The sequence below is a fragment of the Alphaproteobacteria bacterium genome, from assembly GCA_033344895.1.
GTDB lineage: Bacteria > Pseudomonadota > Alphaproteobacteria > UBA8366 > Aestuariispiraceae > Pacificispira.
Genome location: JAWPMN010000001.1, coordinates 2829360 through 2851176, shown reverse-complemented (window position 1 = coordinate 2851176; position 21817 = coordinate 2829360). Strand labels below are relative to the sequence as shown.

General features: G+C 62.0%; 20 protein-coding genes. 8 read left to right on the top strand and 12 right to left on the bottom strand.

Features of this window, described 5'->3' with window-relative positions; all coding sequences use genetic code 11:
* Positions 1–16 precede the first annotated feature (16 nt).
* Complete coding sequence (locus R8L07_13875; GenBank protein MDW3206618.1) at positions 17–1405, top strand: NAD(P)(+) transhydrogenase (Re/Si-specific) subunit beta; 1389 nt, start codon at positions 17–19, stop codon at positions 1403–1405.
* Between the two features lie 85 nt (positions 1406–1490).
* Here the strand turns inward: R8L07_13875 and R8L07_13870 are convergent, their stop codons facing one another.
* From R8L07_13870 to R8L07_13860, 3 genes are all read right to left on the bottom strand, one after another.
* On the bottom strand, positions 1491–2393 hold the full coding sequence (locus R8L07_13870; GenBank protein ID MDW3206617.1) for a D-Ala-D-Ala carboxypeptidase family metallohydrolase: 903 nt from the start codon (positions 2391–2393) through the stop codon (positions 1491–1493).
* Entirely contained in the window at positions 2390–4222 is a 1833-nt protein-coding gene (locus R8L07_13865; protein MDW3206616.1) for a L,D-transpeptidase family protein, read from the bottom strand. Before R8L07_13865 ends, R8L07_13870 begins: the two co-directional genes overlap by 4 nt.
* Positions 4223–4399: 177 nt before the next feature.
* Positions 4400–5038: a glutathione S-transferase family protein gene (locus R8L07_13860; GenBank protein ID MDW3206615.1), complete on the bottom strand. Its 639-nt coding sequence runs from the start codon at positions 5036–5038 to the stop codon at positions 4400–4402.
* A 227-nt stretch (positions 5039–5265) separates the two neighbouring features.
* Here R8L07_13860 and R8L07_13855 point away from each other — a divergent pair, with 227 nt between their 5' ends.
* Positions 5266–5598, top strand: a complete 333-nt coding sequence (locus R8L07_13855) for a hypothetical protein (GenBank protein ID MDW3206614.1) — start codon at positions 5266–5268, stop codon at positions 5596–5598.
* A 12-nt stretch (positions 5599–5610) separates the two neighbouring features.
* On the opposite strand, the gene R8L07_13850 is transcribed toward R8L07_13855, so the two are convergent.
* The 4 genes from R8L07_13850 to R8L07_13835 are packed head-to-tail and all read right to left on the bottom strand — an operon-like array spanning position 5611 to position 9965.
* Positions 5611–6360, bottom strand: a complete 750-nt coding sequence (locus R8L07_13850) for an aspartate/glutamate racemase family protein (protein MDW3206613.1) — start codon at positions 6358–6360, stop codon at positions 5611–5613.
* Positions 6361–6370: 10 nt separating this feature from the next.
* Complete coding sequence (locus R8L07_13845; GenBank protein MDW3206612.1) at positions 6371–7555, bottom strand: Xaa-Pro peptidase family protein; 1185 nt, start codon at positions 7553–7555, stop codon at positions 6371–6373.
* 10 nt (positions 7556–7565) lie between these two features.
* A complete protein-coding gene (locus tag R8L07_13840; protein ID MDW3206611.1) occupies positions 7566–8786 on the bottom strand; it encodes a diaminopropionate ammonia-lyase in 1221 nt (406 codons plus the stop codon).
* A 3-nt stretch (positions 8787–8789) separates the two neighbouring features.
* Positions 8790–9965 carry an amidohydrolase gene (locus R8L07_13835; GenBank protein ID MDW3206610.1) on the bottom strand — a complete coding sequence of 392 codons (1176 nt, stop codon included), beginning with the start codon at positions 9963–9965 and terminating at the stop codon, positions 8790–8792.
* Positions 9966–10106: 141 nt separating this feature from the next.
* Between R8L07_13835 and R8L07_13830 the strand changes: the two genes are divergently transcribed.
* Positions 10107–10577, top strand: coding sequence for an Lrp/AsnC family transcriptional regulator (locus R8L07_13830; GenBank protein ID MDW3206609.1), 471 nt, complete (start codon positions 10107–10109; stop codon positions 10575–10577).
* A 1-nt stretch (position 10578) separates the two neighbouring features.
* Here R8L07_13830 and R8L07_13825 read toward each other — a convergent pair whose 3' ends face one another.
* Positions 10579–10992, bottom strand: a complete 414-nt coding sequence (locus R8L07_13825; protein MDW3206608.1) for a DUF1801 domain-containing protein — start codon at positions 10990–10992, stop codon at positions 10579–10581.
* Positions 10989–12056, bottom strand: a complete 1068-nt coding sequence (locus R8L07_13820; GenBank protein MDW3206607.1) for a GlxA family transcriptional regulator — start codon at positions 12054–12056, stop codon at positions 10989–10991. Before R8L07_13820 ends, R8L07_13825 begins: the two co-directional genes overlap by 4 nt.
* Before the next feature lie 298 nt (positions 12057–12354).
* Here R8L07_13820 and R8L07_13815 point away from each other — a divergent pair, with 298 nt between their 5' ends.
* From R8L07_13815 to R8L07_13800, 4 genes are read left to right on the top strand one after another with little or no spacing between them, the layout of a single operon-like run.
* Entirely contained in the window at positions 12355–13599 is a 1245-nt protein-coding gene (locus R8L07_13815; GenBank protein MDW3206606.1) for a sarcosine oxidase subunit beta family protein, read from the top strand.
* 11 nt (positions 13600–13610) lie between these two features.
* Positions 13611–13943, top strand: coding sequence for a sarcosine oxidase subunit delta (locus R8L07_13810; GenBank protein ID MDW3206605.1), 333 nt, complete (start codon positions 13611–13613; stop codon positions 13941–13943).
* Between the two features lies 1 nt (position 13944).
* Complete coding sequence (locus R8L07_13805; protein MDW3206604.1) at positions 13945–16965, top strand: sarcosine oxidase subunit alpha; 3021 nt, start codon at positions 13945–13947, stop codon at positions 16963–16965.
* Positions 16958–17539, top strand: coding sequence for a sarcosine oxidase subunit gamma family protein (locus tag R8L07_13800; protein ID MDW3206603.1), 582 nt, complete (start codon positions 16958–16960; stop codon positions 17537–17539). The genes R8L07_13805 and R8L07_13800 overlap by 8 nt, the downstream gene beginning before the upstream one ends.
* A 39-nt stretch (positions 17540–17578) precedes the next feature.
* On the opposite strand, the gene R8L07_13795 is transcribed toward R8L07_13800, so the two are convergent.
* The gene (locus R8L07_13795; GenBank protein MDW3206602.1) at positions 17579–18262 is read right to left on the bottom strand and encodes a hypothetical protein; all 684 of its coding nucleotides are present in this window, start codon (positions 18260–18262) and stop codon (positions 17579–17581) included.
* A 178-nt stretch (positions 18263–18440) separates the two neighbouring features.
* On the opposite strand from R8L07_13795, the gene R8L07_13790 reads away from it, so the two are divergent.
* The gene (locus R8L07_13790; GenBank protein MDW3206601.1) at positions 18441–19196 is read left to right on the top strand and encodes a hypothetical protein; all 756 of its coding nucleotides are present in this window, start codon (positions 18441–18443) and stop codon (positions 19194–19196) included.
* Here R8L07_13790 and R8L07_13785 read toward each other — a convergent pair.
* Both R8L07_13785 and R8L07_13780 read right to left on the bottom strand, forming a co-directional pair.
* The gene (locus R8L07_13785) at positions 19193–20770 is read right to left on the bottom strand and encodes an ATP-grasp domain-containing protein (GenBank protein MDW3206600.1); all 1578 of its coding nucleotides are present in this window, start codon (positions 20768–20770) and stop codon (positions 19193–19195) included. The two genes, R8L07_13790 and R8L07_13785, sit on opposite strands and share 4 nt — an antisense overlap.
* Positions 20767–21768 (bottom strand): hypothetical protein, encoded by a 1002-nt coding sequence (locus R8L07_13780; GenBank protein MDW3206599.1) that lies wholly within the window; start codon positions 21766–21768, stop codon positions 20767–20769. The genes R8L07_13785 and R8L07_13780 overlap by 4 nt, the downstream gene beginning before the upstream one ends.
* Positions 21769–21817 lie beyond the last annotated feature (49 nt).

Below are 21817 nucleotides of genomic sequence, written 5' to 3'. Positions count from 1 at the left end.
GGAAAGGAGACCGACAATGGAATGGGCCGGTTACGCATATCTCGTTGCCGCAGTGTGTTTCATCTTGGCACTGCGGGGGCTGAGTCACCCTGAAACCGCACGAAACGGCAATCGCTTCGGCATGGTGGGGATGGCCATCGCGGTCGTCACCACACTGGCGATGCCGTCGGTGTTGTCCTACGAATGGATCATTCTGGGGATTCTGATCGGTGGCACGATCGGGACGGTCATTGCCCGGAAGATCGAAATGACGGCGTTGCCTCAACTGGTCGCCGCCTTCCACAGCCTGGTCGGCCTGGCCGCCGTCTTCGTGGCGGGTGCCGCCTTCTATGCGCCGGAAGCCTACAATATCGGTACCGCGGGCGACATCGCCGTGGCCTCGCTGATCGAGATGTCCCTGGGCACGGCCATCGGGGCCGTCACCTTCACCGGGTCGATCATCGCCTTCGGCAAACTGCAGGGCGTGATCAGTTCGAAACCGCTGATCTTTGCCGGTCAGCATCCGCTGAATGCGGGGCTGGGCATCCTGCTGGTCGCTCTGGTCGCCGGATTCTGCGTAACGCAGGAAGCCTGGCTGTTCTGGGCCATCGTACTGCTGAGCTTCGTCATCGGCATCCTTCTGATCGTGCCGATCGGCGGCGCCGACATGCCGGTCGTCGTCTCCATGCTGAACAGCTATTCCGGCTGGGCGGCGGCGGGCATCGGCTTCACGCTGGGGAATACGGCCCTGATCGTGACCGGGGCCCTGGTCGGCGCGTCGGGCGCGATCCTGAGCTACATCATGTGCAAGGGGATGAACCGGTCGATCATCAACGTGATCCTGGGTGGCTTCGGCGGCGAAACCACGGCCGCCGCTGCCGGCGGTGACGACGACCGTCCGGTCAAGTCCGGCGGCCCGGAAGATGCCGGCTTCATGATGAAAAATGCCGACAGTGTCATCATCGTCCCGGGCTATGGCATGGCCGTCGCCCAGGCGCAGCATGCGCTTCGGGAAATGGCCGACCTGCTGAAGGCGGAAGGCGTCGAGGTAAAGTATGCCATTCACCCGGTCGCGGGCCGCATGCCCGGCCATATGAACGTGCTGCTGGCCGAGGCCGACGTGCCCTATGACGAAGTGTTCGAACTGGAGGAGATCAACAACGATTTCGCTTCCACCGACGTAGCCTTCGTCATCGGCGCAAACGACGTGACCAACCCGGCGGCGAAGACGGACAAGACCTCGCCGATCTACGGCATGCCCATCCTCAACGTGGAGGATGCCGGACAGGTCCTGTTCCTGAAGCGGTCCATGGCATCGGGCTATGCCGGTGTCCAGAACGAGCTGTTCTTCAGGGACAACACGACCATGCTGTTCGGCGATGCCAAGCAGATGGTCGAGAAAATCGTCAAGAGCCTCAAGGACTAGACGGCGGGTTCACAAGCCGCCTCATCCCAAATTCAAGCCGCCCCGGTGATGTGCCGGGGCGGCTTTTTCTTTGGTTCCGAAAGTCCTACCGGCCCCAGCGCGCACGCTTGCCGCGCCCGTCAATGTGCAGGAACGGACCATGGAAGGCATTCGCACGATAGGCGCCCAATCCGCCGCGGGGTAGATCCGTACGGCGCGAGAAGAGTTCGGCTGCGAAATCGTAAAGGAAATCGGCGTCCCGCTTGTCGATCCGATTGTCCCCGTTCAGGTCGTCCATCACCCCGTCGCGCGGCGCGACGTCGATATAGATGTCGCTGGCATCGCCGAACATGTGGCGGGACAGCCGCGCTGAGCCAATCGCGGTGTTGTAGAACGGCGTCCGGTATCCGCTCATGACGAAGAACTGCTCCGCATCCGTGATGCCCTCCTTGCGCAGTTCCGTCAGCAGCGCTTCCAGGCGCAGGATGTTCGGTTCGGAAACCAGCAGGAATTTTGGATAATGGGACATCTGCTGTTTGCAGATGAACTGCCCGATGGTCAGCGTTGGCGAGATGGGCAGATGCATGTCTTCCCGATCCAGCCGGATCAGCCCCTTCGGCGTGTTCCGGGGGTAGTGCCCGATCCGGTACCCCTCCAGATAGCCCCGATCATCGATCTCCTTCGTCGGTTTCAGGATGAAGAGGGTAATCTGCGCGACCTCCCGGTCCTCGGCATCGAAGATCTTCATCGTTCGATTGCCCGCCGTGTCGGGGGCGGTCCAACTGGACCACCATACGGCCTCGCCGTTCACCTCGGCGGAATATCCTTCCGGCAGCTTCAGGCGTAGCGTTTCCCCCGGCATCACAAGTCGGTGCCAGATGGAATAGGGGATTGCCTTCCCATTCAGGGAAATCGCGGGTTCGGCGGCCGCTACCGATGCGACGGGGACTACGAAGGCGAGCGCAAGCGTCAATCCTGCGGCCAACAGGCCAATCAAATTTTTGCTCATCGGCGGGCGGTCATGTCCGAATTCGTTGTCTCGGTTTCCGATTCGGCGACATCGCGCATCGGAGCATACTGCTCAGCATATATGATACCGTCGTGGCGGCCGTAAATATCCCGCCAGAAATAAGGCGCCCCGGTATCGTCCACAGTGACCGTCATGTAGGTGATGTGGATCTGAACAGATTTCCGCAACGGGATATGTTTGTCCTGTTCGACGTCCTTCAGCGCGTCATCAATACGATCCGCCAGATCCTCACCGCTCTTTCCGGCGACCCAGCGGGCCATCTCAACCGGTCGCTCCAGACGCACGCATCCGGAACTGAACGCGCGACTCGCCTCGTCGAACAGGGAACGGCTGGGGGTATCGTGAAGATAGACGGAATACTGGTTCGGAAAGATGATCTTCAATGCGCCCAGCGCGTTGTCTTCACCTGGTTGCTGCACCAAACGGTACCGTTTGACAGACTCCGGATCGCTCCAGTCGACCTGGGCGGCAGACACCTCAACCCCAGAGGCACGTTCATAGACCCGGTATCCCTTGCGCAGCGCGTAGGACGGATCCTCGCTCAGTTTCGGCCGCTTGTCGCGGCGGGCGATGCTGACCGGCACATACCATTTCGGGTTGGCCACGATGTATTCGACCTCATCCGAGAAGACCGGGGTCTCGCGCCCGCGGCGCCCGACAACCGTCTTGGAGGAAATCTCCTTCACACCGTCGCTCCAGCCTTCGGCCGTGAAGGACGGAATATTGGCCCAGATGTACCGGGCGCCCATGTCGCCCTGCTTGCGCCAGCGATACATCGCATCGGCAATACGGTCGATTTTCGATGACACACTCTCATTCATCGCATCCAGCGTCCGGGGGCCAATCACACCGTCCACCTCCAGACCGTGACGCTTCTGGAACCGCTCAACCGCCGCAACCAGCCTGTCGTCGTACAGTGCCTCCGGCGCCGGCTGGCTCAGTTCCGGCGAAGGCTTAGCGACGTCATAGCCTTCTCGCGTCAGTCGATCCCGAAGCAGCGGTACGCGCGGGTCGCTGTCCCCGGGGCGGATCAGCCCGCCCGACGGGATCGCCCGCCAGCCGCCGTCATGCAGAATTTCCCGATAGTCCTGCAGCACCCGTCGCAGCCCCCGATATTGCGGATGATCGGGCTCGAACTGCTGAATCTGGCTTTCAAGGTCGCCTTTCCCGGCACTCTTGATTGCGGCGGGAAGCGCCGCGATCGCAGGGCTGGATTCATCGACCCGGATGACTTCCCCTTCATCCATCAGGCCGCCGCTAATCGCACCAAGCATGCGCAGAAATGCTGAGGTCATCAAAATGTCGGCCCTTGCCCGTGCCGCCTTGTCTCCCTCGAAACGGTCGGCGATCAGCGCGTCGATATCCCGCTCCAGGGTCTCCTCCGGGGCAACGCCGTAATCGAAAAGCTGCGCCCCGAAATCGGCGAGCGCTTCTGCTCCGTCGCGATTCCAGACAGGCTCGAAGAGCTGGCGGGCGTAAACGGCCCTTGCGGCATCAATGGCGCCCGGCGCCACGTCTCCGCCGAGTTCTTGGCGCAGAAAACCGCTTGTCAGCGTATCTTCGATTTCAGCCGCCAGTTTTCCGTCGAGCGGTTCGCCCAGCAAGGAGTCAGCAGGCGGTGGAATGAGCGGACGCGTCTGTTCCGGAGCGGCCCCGGCATCCGTATCGGAGACCGAGGCGACAAGATCCCGCTCTGCCGAGACCTTCTCAGCATGGGCTATTTCCGCCCGCGTATGCGCGATGATCGGCGCGGCCGCCCCGGCGACCAGCAATGTCGACAGTGGAATCACAATTCGGCGCAGTTTCATGACGTAACCCCCTTCGGTCCGGCCGACCGGCAGCCTTCGCGCTTTCAGCGCGTTCGGGCCGAGGTTAGGCCAGGGAAAATGGCAAGTGGTTCACGTCAGAAACGTTCAGGGCCCGGTTTGGTTGCCGGAGTGCCCAATATCGGCACTCCCGAGCTTACTCCGTGATGGGTCCCGATATCAGAGCTCGCCCCGGGAATGCGGATCGATACTGTAGGGGTACACCTTGGCAACGTAACCGGGTTGGTCCATCACTCGACGAATCCAGGCGACGACATTTCCATACTCGGCGAGTGGCAGTCCGGCCTCGTCCGTCCGGTGGACGTAGGCGAAGACGGCGATATCCGCGATCGTGTAGTCCGCCCCCGCCAGAAACGACCGCCCCGCCAGTTCCCGTTCGAGCACGCCCAGCGTCCGCAGGGCCGTGCCGCGCCGTTGATCGACCAGTTCCGCTCCCAGACTCGCCAGTTTGCCGGTCAAAGTCCAGTAGCGCAGCGACGCGATGCCGTTCTGCACATAGTCGGCCTCAAAGAACAGCCACTGCATGACCCACCCGCGCATCGCGGGGTCGTCGGGCAGGAACCGGCTGCCATCGGCCAGGAATGTAAGAATGGCATTTGATTCCGCAATGAAGCTGCCGTCTTCCAGTTGAATGGCGGGCACGGCGCCCATCGGATTGGCCCGCAGAAAGGCTTCCTTCTGCCCCTCACCTTCGAAAATGCTGATGATCTCTGTTCGATAGGGCTGCCGTAGCTGGTTCAGGAGCAAACGCACCTTGTAGGCGTTCTGAGACGGCAGATAGTCATAAAGCGTGATCATGATCCGGTCCCGGTGTCGTTCGAATGCTGGCGAATGGGAACGGACATTCGAACATTCCGGACCGGACTTCATTCCGGTTCTTGCGCAATATGGACTCTTGTCGTCGCGGCAGAATTTCTAGGCTTCTGTCACATTACAGTAACAAAACAATCATGTTAGATGTTTCCCAATTCATAGATGAATACGTCACGATACTGTAACCTTATGTTCGGACTAAGGAGAACATCATGCTTCGAACAGTTATCGGTTTCGGTATTGTCGTTGCGCTGGCGGCAGGTATTACCGCGGCACCTCAAAGGGCTGCCGCTCAGGGTGGGCCACAAGTCTGCGGTCCCCGTGATGCGATCATCACACGACTTTCTGCCCGGTATCAGGAGCGCCAGTCGGCCATCGGCATGACCAGCGGAGGATCTCTGGTCGAACTGTTCGTCTCTCCGGAAGGAACATGGACCTTTGTCCACACCAACACCGAAGGGATAACCTGCCTGCTTGCCGCCGGCGAGGACTGGGAGCTGGTGCTTCCGGAAGACACGGCGCAGGGGCCGGCACAGCCGTCCTGAAGCGCCCCGCAGCTACACGTCGAACAGCCGGCCGAAACCACTCGGCCGTACAGAACAGCCAGTCAGCCTCAGACTGTGCCAGGCCAGCGCCTGATTGCTGCACACCACAGGGAGGTTCAACGCGGCCTCCAGTTCTGCAACCACCTCGGCCGCTCGCAGTGCCGTGCAGGAGATGAACAGGGCGTCCGCTGACGGATCGAGAATCCGATGGGCAGCCGCGGCAATTGCGGATGGCGGAATCCGCGTCGCGTCAAAGTCACTGTCGATGTTGAAGCCTCCGACATTCAGGACCTCATACCCCCGTGCCTCGATTTCTGTGACCAGGGTCGCGTTCACTTCGCGGATATAGGGCGTCAGGATCGACAGCCGCCTCGCCTCCAATGCCTTGAATGCCTCACAGGCGGCGCGCAGCGGATTGGTCACCGGGACGTCGGGCCAGACCGACCGGATCGCATCCGCGACAATCTTTTCGCCGATTGCCGCCGTACCCGACGTGCAGGCGTAGATCATCGCATCGACGCCGACATTCGGCAGAATACCGGCGGCCGCCCGGGCAATATCGGGGCCCATCGCACGCAGGCTCTCGAGAGTCACCGGATTGGCGTTCAGAACCCGGTTGGTCAGAATCTCGACACCTTGGGGCACAATCCGGCGCAGATCGCTTTCGATGTTGAAATCTGTCGCCAGGGTGATGACACCGATCCGGCCGAGGGGATCGATCGTCTCCAGCTCATAGTCGAATGTCAGGTCGTCGTATCGCATTTCGCCCCCTTCAATCCACGACCGGAATTTCGGACGCGGCACGACGGGTCAGCCATTCCGCCCCGTCCTCTGTCACCACGATATTCTCCTCGTGCACCATCTGGCGGCCCGGCGCGAATTCCATGCCCGGTTCCAGGGTCAGGACGGCGCCCGGTTCCAGCAGCGTGCCGTCGTCCGGTGTATTGGACGGCCATTCGGTCAGTTCCATGCCCAGTCCATGCCCCAGGCGCCCGACAGAATTGCCCAATGCGCCGCCACGTTCCATGACCTGCCACATGGCGGACCAGACATCGCTGGTGGTCGCCCCGGGACGGGCCGCCCGGAACCCGGCTTCCGTCGCCTCGTAAACGGTGCGATAGGCGCGCTGCAGGTCTTCCTCCGCGCGCTGAAAGGCGAAATTCCGGTCGAAATCGCAGAAGTAGCCGTCATAAGTGGTGCCGGTATCGATGATCAGCACATCGCCTTCGTCCAAAATGCGATCGGTCGGCCCCATGATGATACTGTCATAGCCGCCCGGCCCGGACCCGGCGATCAGATAGGGCGAGTTATCGGCGCCACGCTGCAGCAGATCGATCCGGAAGGCGCGGCAGATCTCCAGTTCGCTCATCCCCGTCCGCATCAGCGCAGGCAGGGCTTCGAACGCGCCGGACGTGATCTCGCAGACATGCCGGATTTTCGCGATCTCCGCCGGGGACTTCACGAAGCGCAGGCGATGCAGCAACGGGGCCGCGTCGACCGGCTCCAGCCCCTCCAGATCGCCAAGAATCTTCAGAAAATCCGCAAGGGGCATGCGAACCAGGCTTTCGTGTCCCATGGGCACACCCAGCCGGCCGAACCGGCGCGGCAGGTCCGCCAGGGCCTGGGTCAACAGCGACACACCATCATCGGCCGGGCGCGGTGCCGGCCAGCATCGGATATCGTCGATCCAGGTCGCCTCCATGCCGGCCCGTCCGATCTCCGGAATGATCGTAACCGGCTTGCCCGACAGGGGCAGCAGGACAAACCAGGGACGGGTCGGGCTCTCCCAGAACTGGGTATGGAAGCCAGTGAAGTAACGAACCTCCGGTTCGTTGGTCAGCAGGATCGCATCCATCCCGGCGGCCCGCATCGCCGACTGGGCCCGTGCCGTGCGGCCCTCGAACTCCGCCACTTCGAACCCGCGACGCGGTCTTGCGGCGTCCCCCCGATCCGCCATGATGCTTCCCCTACGCCGCAATTTCCGCCGGCGGATGTCCGACGATGGATTCATAGATTTCAGGGTCCGTGGCCCCTTCCGTTCCGATCACGAGCACCCGCGCGGAATTGTCCAGCCCCAGCGCCGCCGCCGCATCCGGCGATTTGCAGGCCGCGACCAATCCGGCCAGTCCGGCAACCGCGGATTCCCCGGCCACAATCGGGCGCGCGCCCTGCGCCAGCCCCCGCATCAGCGGGGCGACCCAATCGTCCGATACCGTCATGAAGTCATCCGCCCCCGCCTTCAGCACCTCCCAGGCCAGCAGGGAAACCTCGCCGCAGGACAGGCCCGCCATCACCGTCTCCTCGACAATGTCGATTGCGACGGGCGTACCCTGGACGGCGCTGCGATAGAGGCAGGGGGCCCGGTCCGGCTCCACCACCACCACGCGCGGGCGATCGGCGCCGTAGTGCTGCCACAGACCAGCCGCGACGGCACCGGCCAATCCGCCGACGCCGCCCTGCAGAAAAACATGGCTGGGCGGCGCAGCGGTCGGTATCTGTCCGACAAGTTCCGACACCATCACGGTATATCCGGCCATGACATGACGCGGCAGGTCCATGTAGCCGTCATAGGATGTATCCGAAACGATGTGCCAGCCGTTGGCCGACGCATCCTGCGCGGCACGGCGGACCGATTCATCATAGTTCCCGTCAACCCAGACAACTTCCGCGCCGAAATCCTCCACCGCGCGGGCACGGCCCGGACTGACACCGGCATGCATGTAAATCTTGCAGCCGGCGCCGAACATCCGCGCACCCCAGGCCACCGACCGGCCGTGATTTCCATCCGTAGCGGTGACGACAGTGACACCCGCAGCCCGGTCCGCGTGACGCCCCTGGGCGATCTCATCCTCCGGCAAGGGAATACCGGTTTCGGACCGCAACTCCCGCCCCAGCAGCTTCAGCACCGCATAGGCCCCGCCCAGCGCCTTGAAACTGCCCAGACCGAAACGTGGTCCCTCATCCTTGTAGTAAATGGATGCCAGATTAAGGCTCCGGGCGGCTTCCGACAGATCGACAAGTGGCGTCGGTGCATAGCCGGGCCATTGGGAGATCGCCGTCCTCGCGCTGTCGCAAAGCGCGGAATCCAGAACCGACCCCAGCCCTGCCGGATACGGAATTCCGGTCTGCGCCTTGTCATTGTGATGCAGCACCATGTCGCCGCCGTGCATTTCGGACAGATCCATCATGGGTCACTCCCCCGTCGGCAAGATATCGCGGACCAGTCGGACCCAAAGCCCGGACCCGACCGTCAGTATCGCGTCGTTGAAATCATAATTCGGGCTGTGAAGACCGCAGCCCCCTGGTCCTGTGCCGCCATTGCCCAGAAGGAAGTAGCAGCCGGGCTTTTCCCGCAACATGAAGCCGAAATCCTCCGAAGCCATGACCGGGCGGCAATCCTGATTGACCTGATCCGCCCCAAGGTGATGGACGGCGCTTTCCGCAAGCTGAGCTGCCTCTTCCGGGGCGTTGATGGTTGCGGCAAACTCGTGGCTGTAGCTTACGGTCGCCGTTGCGCCATGGGCCTCGGCAATAGCGGCCGCGATCCGGCGCATACCCGCTTCGATCGCCGATTGCTGCTGGGACGTGAAGGCCCGCACATCGCCGCGCAGAACAACCTTGTCCGGGATCACGTTACGCGTCGCGGCGACATCGAAATCCGTTACCGACAGAACGCAGGGTTCCAACGGGTCCAGATGCCGCGACGCCAGGGTCTGCAGGGCAAGCACGATCTCCGACCCGGTCACGATGGGGTCGACTGTCATATGGGGAAGTGCGGCATGCCCGCCCCGTCCCTGAACGACGATCTCGAAATTGTCTTCGCAGGCCATGATCGGGCCGGGTCTGACGGCCACATGCCCGGTCGGCAGAGACGGCATGTTGTGAAGCGCAAAAATCGATCGCACCGGAAACCGCTCGAACAGACCGTCGGCCATCATCGCCTTCGCGCCCAGGCCGTGCTCTTCGGCCGGCTGGAAAATGAAGACGACCTCACCGTCGAAGCCGCCCTCCTCGCTCAGGCGCTTGGCCGCCCCCAGCAGCATCGCGGTGTGGCCGTCATGCCCGCAGGCGTGCATGCGACCAGGCACCGTGGACGCATGGTCGAAGCCGTTCTCCTCCTGGATCGCCAGGGCATCCATATCCGCACGCAGGCCAATCGAAGGACCGTTCCCCCGGCGCAGGACGCCGACGACGCCGGTGCCGCCGATCCCCTCCTCAACAGACAGTCCAAAGCCGCGCAATGTCTCCGCTACGAAACCGGCGGTACGCGGCAGATCGAATCCCAATTCCGGGTGACGGTGAAGGTCATGGCGCCAGCCCCGCATCAGCGACTGGAACCGTGTGGGATCTTCCATGGTGTCTGGCATGGCGCAACCTGAGCGTATTTGACGACCGAACGGGTTCCATCCTATTCCAGTAGAGATGATGAATTTCGTCGCTCTTTGCACTTCATGGTACGAAATTCCTCCACTTCCAGGAATTCAGCGCCAAATATTATCGAGGGTCAGATGGATGAATTCGACGCCCGACTGCTGAATCTGATGCAGGAGAACAACCGCCTGACCGCAGAGAAGCTGAGCGAGCTTGTCGGACTGTCGCCCGCGGCCTGCCAGAAACGGCTGAAGCGCCTGCGCAAGAACGGCACGATTGCACGCGACATCTCAGTCCTGTCGCCGGAGGCGGTGGGCCGGAAACTGACCCTGATCGTCGAAGTGACGATGGAGCGCGAACGCCCGGAGGTCCTCGACCAATTCAAGCGTACCATGCGGGCCGCGCCGCATGTGATGCAGTGCTATTATGTAACCGGAAACGCCGATTTCATCGTCATCCTGACGGCGCGCGATATGAAGGAATACGAGGAGTTCACCCGCCGGTATTTCTTCCAGAACTCGAATGTGCAGCGGTTTCAGACCAATGTCGTCATGGACGATGTAAAAGTCGGCCTGAACATTCCCGTGGATGCCTCGGAGAGCCCCTGACCTATTTCCGACTGTGATAGGTCAGTCCCAGCGCAATACAGTGCATCAACGCGTCCCGGCATTTCCCTGGATCCGTCGGCAGCACAAGCGCCCGGTTGCCTGAATATTCGAACAGATCGCCGTACCGGGCCTGGAAATCCGCGATCAACGTCGTGCTGCAATGAACGAAAAGCGCACCGCGCGCCGGATTATCCGGTGCCGGGCCCAACCGAAGGGTCGTTCCGCTCTTGGGCTTTTCCGTGAGGTAGGACGGCTGCCCCCACTTCAGGGCTTCCACGACCCGACCGCTTTCAGGTGTCCGCATTGCGGTTTCAAAGATCAGATCCCGAACGGGGTGCAGGATGCCGCGCAACGCCACAGGCAGCTTCAGGAACGCCGCCGACACTTCTTTCGATGCCGGTGGCGCGAATGTCATCCCATCGCCTCGACCGCGTCGTCGTCAATCTCGTCGCCGGCCAGATCATCACCCAGATCCTCGTCCAGCGCGTCGTCATCCGACGGTGTCCCACCGCCGGGACCGCGCCGTTCCGCGCGCGGCGTGCGACCGAACATGTCGCGGTAGCATTTGGAGAAATGCGAGGCCGACGTGAACCCGCTGGCAAAGGCAACCTCCGTCACCGGCATGGTCGTCTGGGTCAGCAGTGTCTTCGCCCGGTTCAGGCGGAGTTTCAGATAATAGCGCGCAGGGCTGGTGTTCAGATAGCGCCGGAACAGTCGCTCCAACTGGCGGCGCGACAAACCAACACGATCGGCAATCTCGTCACGGGTCAGCGCCTCCTCGGTGTGACGCTCCATCTCGGAAATCGCGCGGATCAGCTTCGGGTGACTGATGCGCAGACGGGCCTGCAGCGGCAGACGCTGATCGTCATGGCCTTCACGCATGCGCTCATGCATGAACTGTTCGGCAACGGCGGCAGCCAGTTCCTGACCATGGCGCGTCGAGATTTCGTTCAGCATCATGTCGAGGCCGGACACGCCGCCGGCACAGGTGAACCGGTCGCGATCAACCTCGAACAGCTCCGCACGGACGTCCAGTTCGGGAAATTCCTCTGTAAAGCTGTCCAGGTTTTCCCAATGAATTGTGCAGCGATACCCTTTCAGCAATCCGGCATGGGCCAGAACGTGGGCACCGGTGCAGATTGCACCGATATGGCTGCCTTCCCGCGCCCAGCGGCGCAGCCAGCCGAAAACCGCATTGTCCTTGTAGACATGGGCTTCCAGCCCCGAACACAGAATGACGTTGCTGGGGGCCTGATTGTAGTCCGCCACGGATTTGTCAGTCTGGATCGGAAAGGCATTGGATGCCAGAACGGCCTCTCCATCGCGGCTGGCGGTTTCCCACTGATACAGGGTCTTGCCGCTGATCCGGTTGGCCAGGCGCATGGGTTCCACGACGCCCGAAAGGGCGATCATCGAGAAATTCGGAATCAGGACAAAGACGACTTTGTCGGGCCCCGAACCCGCAACGGGCTTGAACATTCGAGTTGCCATCGACCACCCAATCGCAGATCGACTGACTAACGCATACGCGACATGTCAGCGATATGACAGTTTGCCTACCTAACCGCCCATCCTGCAAGTCGCCGTTTTTCCTCCCCGGATCGGCTTGCCGATATGCGTCATTCGCCTATGGGGCCAGATCGGGCACCTTGTCAATCCGCGTCATACCGCCCGTAACGGCGCCGTCGCAATCTTTGTGAAGGCTGTCGCAGTTCTGAAAGGGACGAAACGCGGTCGGCCTTATGGATACGGTCCTGGGATGAAGGACCTCCGAACCATGAAGAAATATTCGATCTTCGCCATCGCGCGGAACGCACGGAACCACCATCAGGACTGGGAACGCGCCTGGCGCAGCCCCGACCCGAAACCGTCCTATGATGTCATCATCATCGGCGGTGGCGGTCACGGCCTGGCGACGGCCTACTACCTGGCCAAGGAATGCGGCATCACCAATGTCGCCGTCCTGGAAAAGGGCTGGCTGGGCGGCGGCAACACCGGCCGCAACACCACGATTGTCCGGTCGAACTACCTCTGGGATGAGTCGGCGGCGCTGTACGACCACGCGGTCAACCTGTGGGAAGGGCTTAGCGACGAACTGAACTACAATGTCATGTTCTCCCAGCGCGGCCTTCTGCACCTGGCGCACAATGTCCATGACATGCAGGAGATCGGCCGGCGCGGCAACGCGATCTACATGAACGGCATCGACAGCGAATTCCTGACCCCCGAGCAGGTCAAGGAAATGGTGCCGATCATCAATCTGAACTGCCGCTATCCGGTGATGGGTGCACTGCTGCAGCGGCGCGGCGGCACCGCCCGCCATGATGCGGTGGCCTGGGGCTACGCCCGCGCGGCTGATTCCATGGGCGTCGACATCATCCAGAATTGCGAAGTGACCGGCTTCAAGATCGAAAACGGCGTCGTGAAGGGCGTTGAAACCACGCGCGGTTCCATCGGCGCGAACAAGGTCGGCGTCGTCGCGGCGGGTCATTCCTCCGTCGTCGCCGAAATGGCCGGTTTCCGCATGCCGCTGGAAAGCTTCCCGCTGCAGGCCTTCGTCAGCGAACCGATGAAGCCGATTGTCGATTGCGTGATCATGTCCAACGCGATTCACGCCTATATCAGCCAGTCCGATAAGGGCGAACTGGTCATCGGCGGGTCGGGCGACCCCTACATCTCCTATTCCCAGCGCGGCAGTTTCGATCAGATCGAACATGTGGTCGGGCCGGTGATCGAACTGTATCCGATCTTCAGCCGCGTGCGCATGCTGCGGCAATGGGGCGGGATTACCGACGTGACTGTCGACCGGTCGCCGATCATCACCAAGACCCCGGTTGAGAACATGTACTTCAACTGCGGCTGGGGCACTGGCGGGTTTAAGGCCACGCCGGGTTCGGGCCATGTCTTTGCCCATTCCATCGCAAAGGGCGAAATGCACCCGATCGCCGCGCCGTTCACCATGGACCGGTTCCATACCGGCGCCCTGATCGACGAAGCGGCCGCCGCCGCCGTCGCGCACTAAGGAGCTAAGCCATGTTTCTCGTAAAATGTCCCTGGTGCGGCTGGCGCGAACAGACCGAATTCTCCTATGGCGGCGAAGCCCATATCGCCCGCCCCGCCGATCCCGACAAGATATCGGACCAGGAATGGGGCGAGTACATCTACACCCGTGACAACACCAAGGGTGTTCATGCCGAACGATGGGTTCACACCCAGGGCTGCGGCCGCTGGTTCAATGCCGTCCGGCATACCGTCACCGATGTGATGTGGGACAGCTACAAGATGGGTGAGGACGCGCCGAACCCGCCGGCCGACTGGGATGGCCTGTCGAGCCGCGACGAGCTCGAGTCGAGCGAAGGTAAGTAAGATGAGCCAGACCTACCGACTGAACGGCAAGGGCCGGATCGACCGGTCGCAGCCCCTGACCTTCACCTATGACGGCAAGTCCTATACCGGGTACCGCGGCGATACATTGGCATCAGCCCTGCTGGCCAATGGCGTCAAGCTGGTCGGCCGCAGCTTCAAGTATCACCGCCCGCGCGGTATCATGACCGCCGGGTCGGAGGAACCGAACGCGCTTGTGCAACTGGGCGAAGGCAACCGGACGGAGCCGAACACCCGCGCCACGATGGTCGAACTGTTCGACGGGTTAAGCGCGTCGAGCCAGAACTGCTGGCCGTCCGTGAAGTTCGACCTGCAGTCCATCAACCAGAAATTCGCGAAGCTGTTCCCGGCCGGGTTCTACTACAAGACCTTCATGTTTCCGTCCTCCTGGTGGGAGCCGGTCTATGAAAAGATCATCCGAAACGCCGCCGGTCTGGGCAAATCCCCGATGGAACGCGACCCGGATTCCTATGCCCAGAAATTTGCCCATTGCGACGTTCTGATCGTTGGCGGCGGACCGGCCGGTCTGGCAGCCGCGCTGGCAGCGGGTCGCGCCGGCGCGCGCGTCATCCTGGCCGACGAACAGAACGAATTCGGCGGATCGCTGCTAGGCGACGATGCCGAGATCGACGGCAAACCTGCCCTGGAATGGGTCGCCGATGCCGTGGCCGAGTTGGAAAGTCTGGACGAGGTCACGGTGCTGCGCCGGACGACGGTTTCCGGATACTACGACTACAACTTCCTGACGGCACTGGAACGGGTCACGGATCATCTGGGACCGCAGGAAGACGACAGCGTGCCGCGTCAGCGTTTCTGGAAGATCCGCGCCAAACGGGTCGTGCTGGCACAGGGCGCCATCGAACGCCCGCTGGTCTTCGCGGACAATGACCGCCCCGGTATCATGCTGGCCTCGGCCTTGCGCACCTATATCAATCGGTTCGGCGTATTGCCGGGACGCGAGATCGTCGTCTTTACGAACAACGACACCGCCTACAAGACCGCCCTGGACGCAAAGGCGGCCGGCGCGCGGGAGGTAACCGTTGTCGATCTGCGCGACGACCCGAAAGGCGTCCTGGTCGCGCTGGCGGAAGAGGCCGGAATCCGACTCTTCAAGGGCTATGCCGTTGTTGCCACTGCCGGCAAGCATGCCGTCGGCAGTTGCGAGATTGCCAAACTGGGCGAAGACAATCGCACCATCGTCTCCGACACGACCGCCCTGCCCTGCGATATCCTGGCCCATTCCAATGGCTGGAACCCGACGGTCCATCTGTGGAGCCAGGCGCGCGGTAAACTGAACTGGGATGAAGAACACCAGTGCTTTGTGCCGGGTTTTGCCGGCCCGTGGAAGCCGGTCTCCGCGGGATCGGGCAACGGCGCCTTCGCCCTGAAGGACTGCCTGTCCCAAGGCTTCGCCACCGGCGCAACGGCGGCAAAGGCCGTCGGCTTCGGCTCGGGCGCTGCCCCGCCGACACCCGCGACGGACGACATCGAATACGGCGCCATGCGCATGGTCTGGACCGTGCCCGGCAAGAAGCCGCTGGGCCACGGCAAGGCCAAGCATTTCCACGACCACCAGAACGACGTCGTCGCGTCGGACATTCATCTGGCGGCGCGCGAAGGCTATATCTCGGTCGAGCATCTGAAGCGCTACACGACGACCGGCATGGGCACGGACCAGGGCAAGACCTCCAACGTCAACGCCCTGGCGATCATGGCCGAAATTCGCAATGCGGCGATCCCGGAAGTCGGTACGACCACCTTCCGCCCGCCCTACACACCGATCACCTTCGGTGCCGTCACCGGACAGAACCGCAACAAGCTGTTCCTGCAGGAACGCACCACCCCGATGCACAAGGCGCATCTGGATGCGGGCGCGGTGTTCGAGGATGTCGGTGACTGGAAGCGCCCCTGGTACTTCCCGCAGGGGAAGGAGACGATGGACGAAGCGGTGATGCGCGAATGCCGCCAGGTCCGGGAATCCGTCGGTATGCTGGACGCCTCGACCCTGGGCAAGATCGACATCCAGGGCAAGGATTCCGCAGAGTTCCTGAACTGGGTCTATACCAACAAATGGGACAACCTGAAGCCGGGTCGCGCCCGTTACGGCCTGATGCTGAACGAGCACGGCATGGTCTTCGACGACGGCGTTACCACGCGGCTGGCCGACGATCATTTCCATATGACCACCACGACCGGCGGCGCCGCGCGCGTCCTGGGCTGGCTGGAAGAATGGTCCCAGACCGAATGGCCGCAGATGGATGTCTACTTCACATCCGTCACCGAACAATGGGCGGTCTGCACCATCACGGGACCGAACTCCCGCGCGCTGCTGTCCGAACTGACGGCCCTGGACCTTGATCCGGAAACCTTCCCCTTCATGGCGATGCAGGAAGGCAAGGTCGCGGGTGCCCCCGCGCGGGTCTACCGGATCAGCTTCACCGGCGATCTGGCCTATGAGATCAACGTGCCGGCACGCTATGGCCTGCATGTCTGGAACGCCCTGCGGGAGGCCGGCAAGAAGCACGACCTCTGCCTCTACGGCACCGAGACCATGCACGTTCTGCGCGCCGAGAAGGGTTTCATCATCGTCGGTCAGGATACCGACGGCACGGTGACGCCGATGGATCTCGGCATGAACTGGATTGTCTCGAAGAAGAAGGACGACTTCCTGGGGCGCCGTTCCTTCGCGCGCAGCGATACCGCCCGTGAGGGCCGGAAGCAGCTGGTCGGCCTGCTGACGCAGGATCCGAACTTCGTCCTGCCGGAAGGCGCGCACGTGGTGGAAGACGTGAAACCCAAGCCGCCGATGAAGACGCTGGGCCATGTCACATCCAGCTATTTCAGCCCGAATGTCGGTCGTTCGATCGCACTGGCCCTTGTGGCCGACGGTCACAATCGCAAGGGCGATACGCTCTCCGTCCCTCTGATGAGCGGCCGAGTAGAGAAGGTGACGATCACCGATACGGTTTTCTTCGATAAGGAAGGGACGCGGACCAATGGCTGATGCGATCCAACCCGGCGTGACGGCCGATACCCCGCTGACCGCCAAGACACCGGTCCAGATCGAGGGTCTTTCGATCACCGAGTTGCCCTATCTGGGCAAGGTCACCCTGCGCGGCGATGCCGGCAACAAGGCCTTTGCCGAGGCGGTAAAGAAGGTCCTGGGCGTGGCCCTGCCGACCGAACCGATGTCCTCGGCCCAGAAGGGCGGCATACGCGTATTCTGGAAGGCGTTTGACGAATGGCTGATCTGGACTGAGGCGGATGGCCAGACGAAACTGATCGACGACCTGCGGGCTGCCTTGGACGGCGTCAGCAAGGCCGTGGTCGATCTGTCGGATTACTATACGGTGATCCGGATATCGGGCAGCCTGTCGCGCGAATTGCTGGCCAAGGGCTGCGCCCTGGATCTCCATCCGAACCGCTTCACCCCTGGCCAGGCCACCGGAACCGGTTTCCATCACGCGACTATCTTCATCACCCTGGTCGAAGGCGATACGTTCGATGTGATGATCCGCTGGAGCTTCGCCGATTATCTCTGGGACTATTTCGCCGACGGTGCGCGGGAGTGGGGCTGAAACGGCTACCTCGCCCGCGCAGTGGTTGCCGCAAACCGGCTAGAGTCCGAACATGCGGTTCGTGAAGGCCAGCAGAACGACGGGCAGAACGACGGCCCAGGGCGCACAAACGATGCCGGCCGCTTCGGCTCGGCTGAACAGGGGGAATGCCGTCAGTCCTCGTCTGCCCGTCTGCCGAACCGCCAGGCAGGACAGGACGCAATAGCTGGCCGGCAAGTAGATCAGAAACACATGATCTCCACCGAACCCTGCCAGCAGTTGGTTCCGCCCGAGCCACAGTATGGCAAAGCCGACCTGGACTAGCGCATACAGGGCGACGAACCCCGCATAGATCCATGCCTTCATCCTGAACGCCGATCCAGGGCTACGAACCCGTCCGCCGATGACATTGGTAATGTTCTGTTGCGTCAGGAAGACGTAGGTCCTGTACTCCGCCCGAAGGCAGGCTCCCGCAACCAGGGCGCCGAACAGAATGGCGAGATACAGACTGTCCCAGAATGCGGGCAATCCGCGCACTGCCCCAAAGCTGTCGGAGAGTGGGGCTACGAACACGGACCGATAGACGCCCAGCACCTCCCGATACGGACCGGACCATTCCACCATGCCATTCAGCAGGGAGGCGAAGGCCGCGCAGGCTAACAGGTAGGCAATGGCGGCAAGGATCAGCCCCCAGGTCGGAACCGCTCGCAAGGCCTGAAGCGCCGCTGCCATTTTGCGTGTCACTGACACGATCACCACCAGTGCCGTGATTTGCCGAACATCCGCTTGCCTATAGGCAATGCCATGCGCACCGCGCAAGCCGGAAAGGGCGGACATGGCGCGATAAAGCCATGGCACTGTTTGGGCCGCGCGTGTTTAATAGGGCCATGAGCGGTCGATTGTATTGTGCAGGGTGGCACGCATGCTGAATGAACTGGAGAAGATCGCCGGCAAGGTCGCCAATGCGCCGCGACCGCCATTGCCGGGCGGGATCATCGAAGAGGTACCGGACGAGGATCCGGCGACCATGATGGCGACGCAGGATGGTGCACGGATCTATCTGCCGGCCGGGGCGGTTATCGAATACCGCGACGAGAATGACAATTTCAGCGTCCGCCGCATCACCCTGGTCTCTGCGGAACCCGAAGGCACACCGCCGAGCCTGAACGCCTATTGCCATGTGCGGCGCGGCCTTCGCCGGTTTCAGTTCGACCGGATCGAACGCATTCTGGACCCCCATGGCGCGGTCGGCACCTATTCATCGCCCGAAGCCTTCCTGAACTGGTTCCGCTATGACCGCGAGGGGCCGGAAGAGGGAGAGACCGCGGCACGGTCCCTGCTGCGCGCCGCACGGCACGAACTGACGGTGCTGATGTTCTTCACCCGCTGCGACGGTTATCTGCACCCCGCCGAGCGATCGGTCCTGCTCGACTACATAACCAAGACTTATGGGGACGACGCTGTCGATCCCGACGATCTTTGGGAGGTGGTACGCCGTCTCTACCCGGATTCCGATACGATGATGGCGGCCGCAAAGGCCATCGTCGACGCGGACGGCACCGATGCGCTGGACGATCTGCGCGTCAGCATCCGGCGGCTGATCGAGGCGGACGGGGTGATTCACAACAATGAGGCGCTGCACGCCATCGAACTGGCCTATCTGAAGGACAACGCCTAGCGCGCCTCCCGCAGGGCAGCCAGTTCCGCCTCCAACTCGCCGATCCGGGCATTCATCTTGCGAATTCGCATTTGCTGCTGCCAGTAGAGTTCCTCGAACAGGCCCGGGGCATCCCGCAGCAGCTTGCGAAACGCCTCCCCGCTGACCTTCATCGCGGTACAGCCCTCACGCCCGCCACGCACCCCGGCCGAGCGTGGCCGCCCGTCGATCACGGCATATTCCCCGACGACAGAACGCGGCCCGATACTGTTCAGAAAGACCTCCTGCCCCTGTCCGTTGCGGTGCATGACATCCAGCGCCCCCTCGATCACCAGCAGCACATAGTCACCGATATCACCCTCGTGCCAGACATAGCGGCCAGGCGGCACGTGCAGGCGAACGCCGTGGCGATACAGTTCCGCCAGGGCGTCCTCTGAGAACGCCGTTGATTCCCGAAAAAACTGCCGAAAGTCGGTGTTCACCAAGCGACTAACGGCCGCTACATCCGTTTCCTCGGAGTAAACGACGGAAAATCCCAGATGGGCTTCGTAATTCAGCAATGTGTCGCTGAGGATGTTGGAAAACAGGGCCTGAAAGGCACCATGATCCGGCCGGTGGGACGATACATCCACATTGGTCCCGACATAGCCCATCATCCAGGTATAGATTTTCTCTTCCCGACCTTGCCAGATCGCCTCCCAGTCGGGCGCCGCGTCTGAAAAAAACGCCTCGTAGGGATTCAGGTCAAAGGAGTGGAATGCGAGGTCGATCAGCCCGTCGCCGCCGAAGCGCAGCGGGTTGAGTTCCACCGGGACGAGGCCCTTGCTGCCCAGCTTGAACTCGCCATGGATCGGAAAGGCGCACGCGCCGAGCGTCTCGTTCAGGCCTTCGAACCATGCCGTCAGCTCGGCATGCAAACGGTCGAAGACCGGCTTGCTGGTATAGTAAAGGGCATGCAGGTAATCCGGGTTTTCCGGGATCGGATGATGGTAGATGTTTACGATGACCGGCGCCCCAGCCCCGTCGTAGAACATGTCGACGGCATATTCCTCGCCATCGATGAACTCCTCGACGATGACGTCGGCATCCGACAGGACCGTATCCGCGAAGACCGCCCCATTCTTTCGAATTTCGGCCCGCATTTCAGCCTGGATCGCGGCAAGGTCCGATCCGGAGTCGATGATCTTGATCGCCGTCGCGAAATACCCCCGGTTCGGTTTCACGACGAAGCGGCGCCCGGGCGGCAGGTCCAACGTTGGCAGATCCGTCAGGGGCAGCAGGCGGTGGTAGAAGTCGGGATACCGCGCGGACAACATCTCACGGCAGCGGTTCTTGTTCTTCAACGCATCGATAAGGTCAGCACGTCTGGGGTCGTCGAGCCGCTGCAGCACAGTATCCAGCACGTTCTCCGACGTGATCACGACGCGGTCGTCCGGACCGAACCGGCGGTCGCCCTGTCCATCCAGTTCGCCGCCGTCCATGAGATCTGCGACGCCGCGCCGAACCGTGTCATCCAGAACAACGGACGAGCCGTGATCGGAACGGTCCACAACGATCAGTCCGGTCGTCCGCGGCCCCTCCATCCGGCTGTTCATCCGGCTGCCCCGCCGGACGCGGCGGTCGTCACGAAGATCGCAAAGAAAATGGCATAGACCGCCAGAAGAATCGGGATACCGGCGAAATTCAGCCGGCGCGCCAGCCGGTCACGCCCGATCAAATGCAGACGTTCGCAACCGACCGACAGGACCATGGAAGCGGTGATCAGAAGAAAGGTGCTGATCTCCAGATGATCGGCCAATCCCAGCGTCGGTGACGACGGATAGCTGCTTTCCAGCACGTGCTTGTTGCCGATGGCGGAAAAAATCGCCGCCAGGATCATGCCGATCCGATAGTCCGGCATGCCGGAAGCTGCAGTAAGCCAAATCGCGGCACACATCAGGACCGCGATCAGATAGCCGATATAGGCTTCGAAGAAGAGTTTCGGATTGTCCCGCTCAAGGGGAATCGAGAACACCACCCTCGGAAAGGCCAGAAGATCGGCCGATTCCTCCCCGAAGGTCGTGTTGTAGGTAAAAACCCGGGGGTCTCCCTGGATCGGACCCGGCGCCCACCCGCTCAGGTTCAAGTCCTTCCCGATCACGGAGTTTTCGCGATCAAACACAAACTGCATCTGCGTCGCGTCCAGACCGACGCTTTCCAGAACGATATCCATGCGCTGCGAATCGAACGGAAAGTCTGCCAGGTCCCAGGACTGGTTCACCAACAGCCGGTACTTCGCCGCCACATAACGCCGCCCGTCCGAACGAAAGCGGCTGTAGCTTTCCAGCCGCTCGTATTCCCGGGCATTGGTGAATTCGATGGTGTTCAGGGGATCGTATCCGGGCTGGTCGTGAATGAACCACAGCCAGATGATCGTTTCGAACGTCTCCTCGTAGAAGTCCAGATCGTACAGGGACGAAACGAAAATCCCGACCTCCACCTTCGCCGGTTCGGCGCGTGCGGCACCGGGCACCGACATCAGGGTGATCAGCAGGGAGGCAAGGACCGCTGGAACAATCAGACTGCGGCGGAGGAGGGTCGATACGGACGGCATGCGATGGGTCTCGGAACCTGGACTGAATCTTGGGCTCGGCGCCACGGCG

Bases quoted from the DNA above. Each gene is read 5' to 3' on its own strand.
- R8L07_13875 (MDW3206618.1), top strand. From the start codon at position 17: ATGGAATGGGCCGGTTACGCATATCTCGTTGCCGCAGTGTGTTTCATC.
- R8L07_13870 (MDW3206617.1), bottom strand. From the start codon at position 2,393: ATGAGCAAAAATTTGATTGGCCTGTTGGCCGCAGGATTGACGCTTGCG.
- R8L07_13865 (MDW3206616.1), bottom strand. From the start codon at position 4,222: ATGAAACTGCGCCGAATTGTGATTCCACTGTCGACATTGCTGGTCGCC.
- R8L07_13860 (MDW3206615.1), bottom strand. From the start codon at position 5,038: ATGATCACGCTTTATGACTATCTGCCGTCTCAGAACGCCTACAAGGTG.
- R8L07_13855 (MDW3206614.1), top strand. From the start codon at position 5,266: ATGCTTCGAACAGTTATCGGTTTCGGTATTGTCGTTGCGCTGGCGGCA.
- R8L07_13850 (MDW3206613.1), bottom strand. From the start codon at position 6,360: ATGCGATACGACGACCTGACATTCGACTATGAGCTGGAGACGATCGAT.
- R8L07_13845 (MDW3206612.1), bottom strand. From the start codon at position 7,555: ATGGCGGATCGGGGGGACGCCGCAAGACCGCGTCGCGGGTTCGAAGTG.
- R8L07_13840 (MDW3206611.1), bottom strand. From the start codon at position 8,786: ATGATGGATCTGTCCGAAATGCACGGCGGCGACATGGTGCTGCATCAC.
- R8L07_13835 (MDW3206610.1), bottom strand. From the start codon at position 9,965: ATGCCAGACACCATGGAAGATCCCACACGGTTCCAGTCGCTGATGCGG.
- R8L07_13830 (MDW3206609.1), top strand. From the start codon at position 10,107: ATGGATGAATTCGACGCCCGACTGCTGAATCTGATGCAGGAGAACAAC.
- R8L07_13825 (MDW3206608.1), bottom strand. From the start codon at position 10,992: ATGACATTCGCGCCACCGGCATCGAAAGAAGTGTCGGCGGCGTTCCTG.
- R8L07_13820 (MDW3206607.1), bottom strand. From the start codon at position 12,056: ATGTTCAAGCCCGTTGCGGGTTCGGGGCCCGACAAAGTCGTCTTTGTC.
- R8L07_13815 (MDW3206606.1), top strand. From the start codon at position 12,355: ATGAAGAAATATTCGATCTTCGCCATCGCGCGGAACGCACGGAACCAC.
- R8L07_13810 (MDW3206605.1), top strand. From the start codon at position 13,611: ATGTTTCTCGTAAAATGTCCCTGGTGCGGCTGGCGCGAACAGACCGAA.
- R8L07_13805 (MDW3206604.1), top strand. From the start codon at position 13,945: ATGAGCCAGACCTACCGACTGAACGGCAAGGGCCGGATCGACCGGTCG.
- R8L07_13800 (MDW3206603.1), top strand. From the start codon at position 16,958: ATGGCTGATGCGATCCAACCCGGCGTGACGGCCGATACCCCGCTGACC.
- R8L07_13790 (MDW3206601.1), top strand. From the start codon at position 18,441: ATGCTGAATGAACTGGAGAAGATCGCCGGCAAGGTCGCCAATGCGCCG.
- R8L07_13785 (MDW3206600.1), bottom strand. From the start codon at position 20,770: ATGAACAGCCGGATGGAGGGGCCGCGGACGACCGGACTGATCGTTGTG.
- R8L07_13780 (MDW3206599.1), bottom strand. From the start codon at position 21,768: ATGCCGTCCGTATCGACCCTCCTCCGCCGCAGTCTGATTGTTCCAGCG.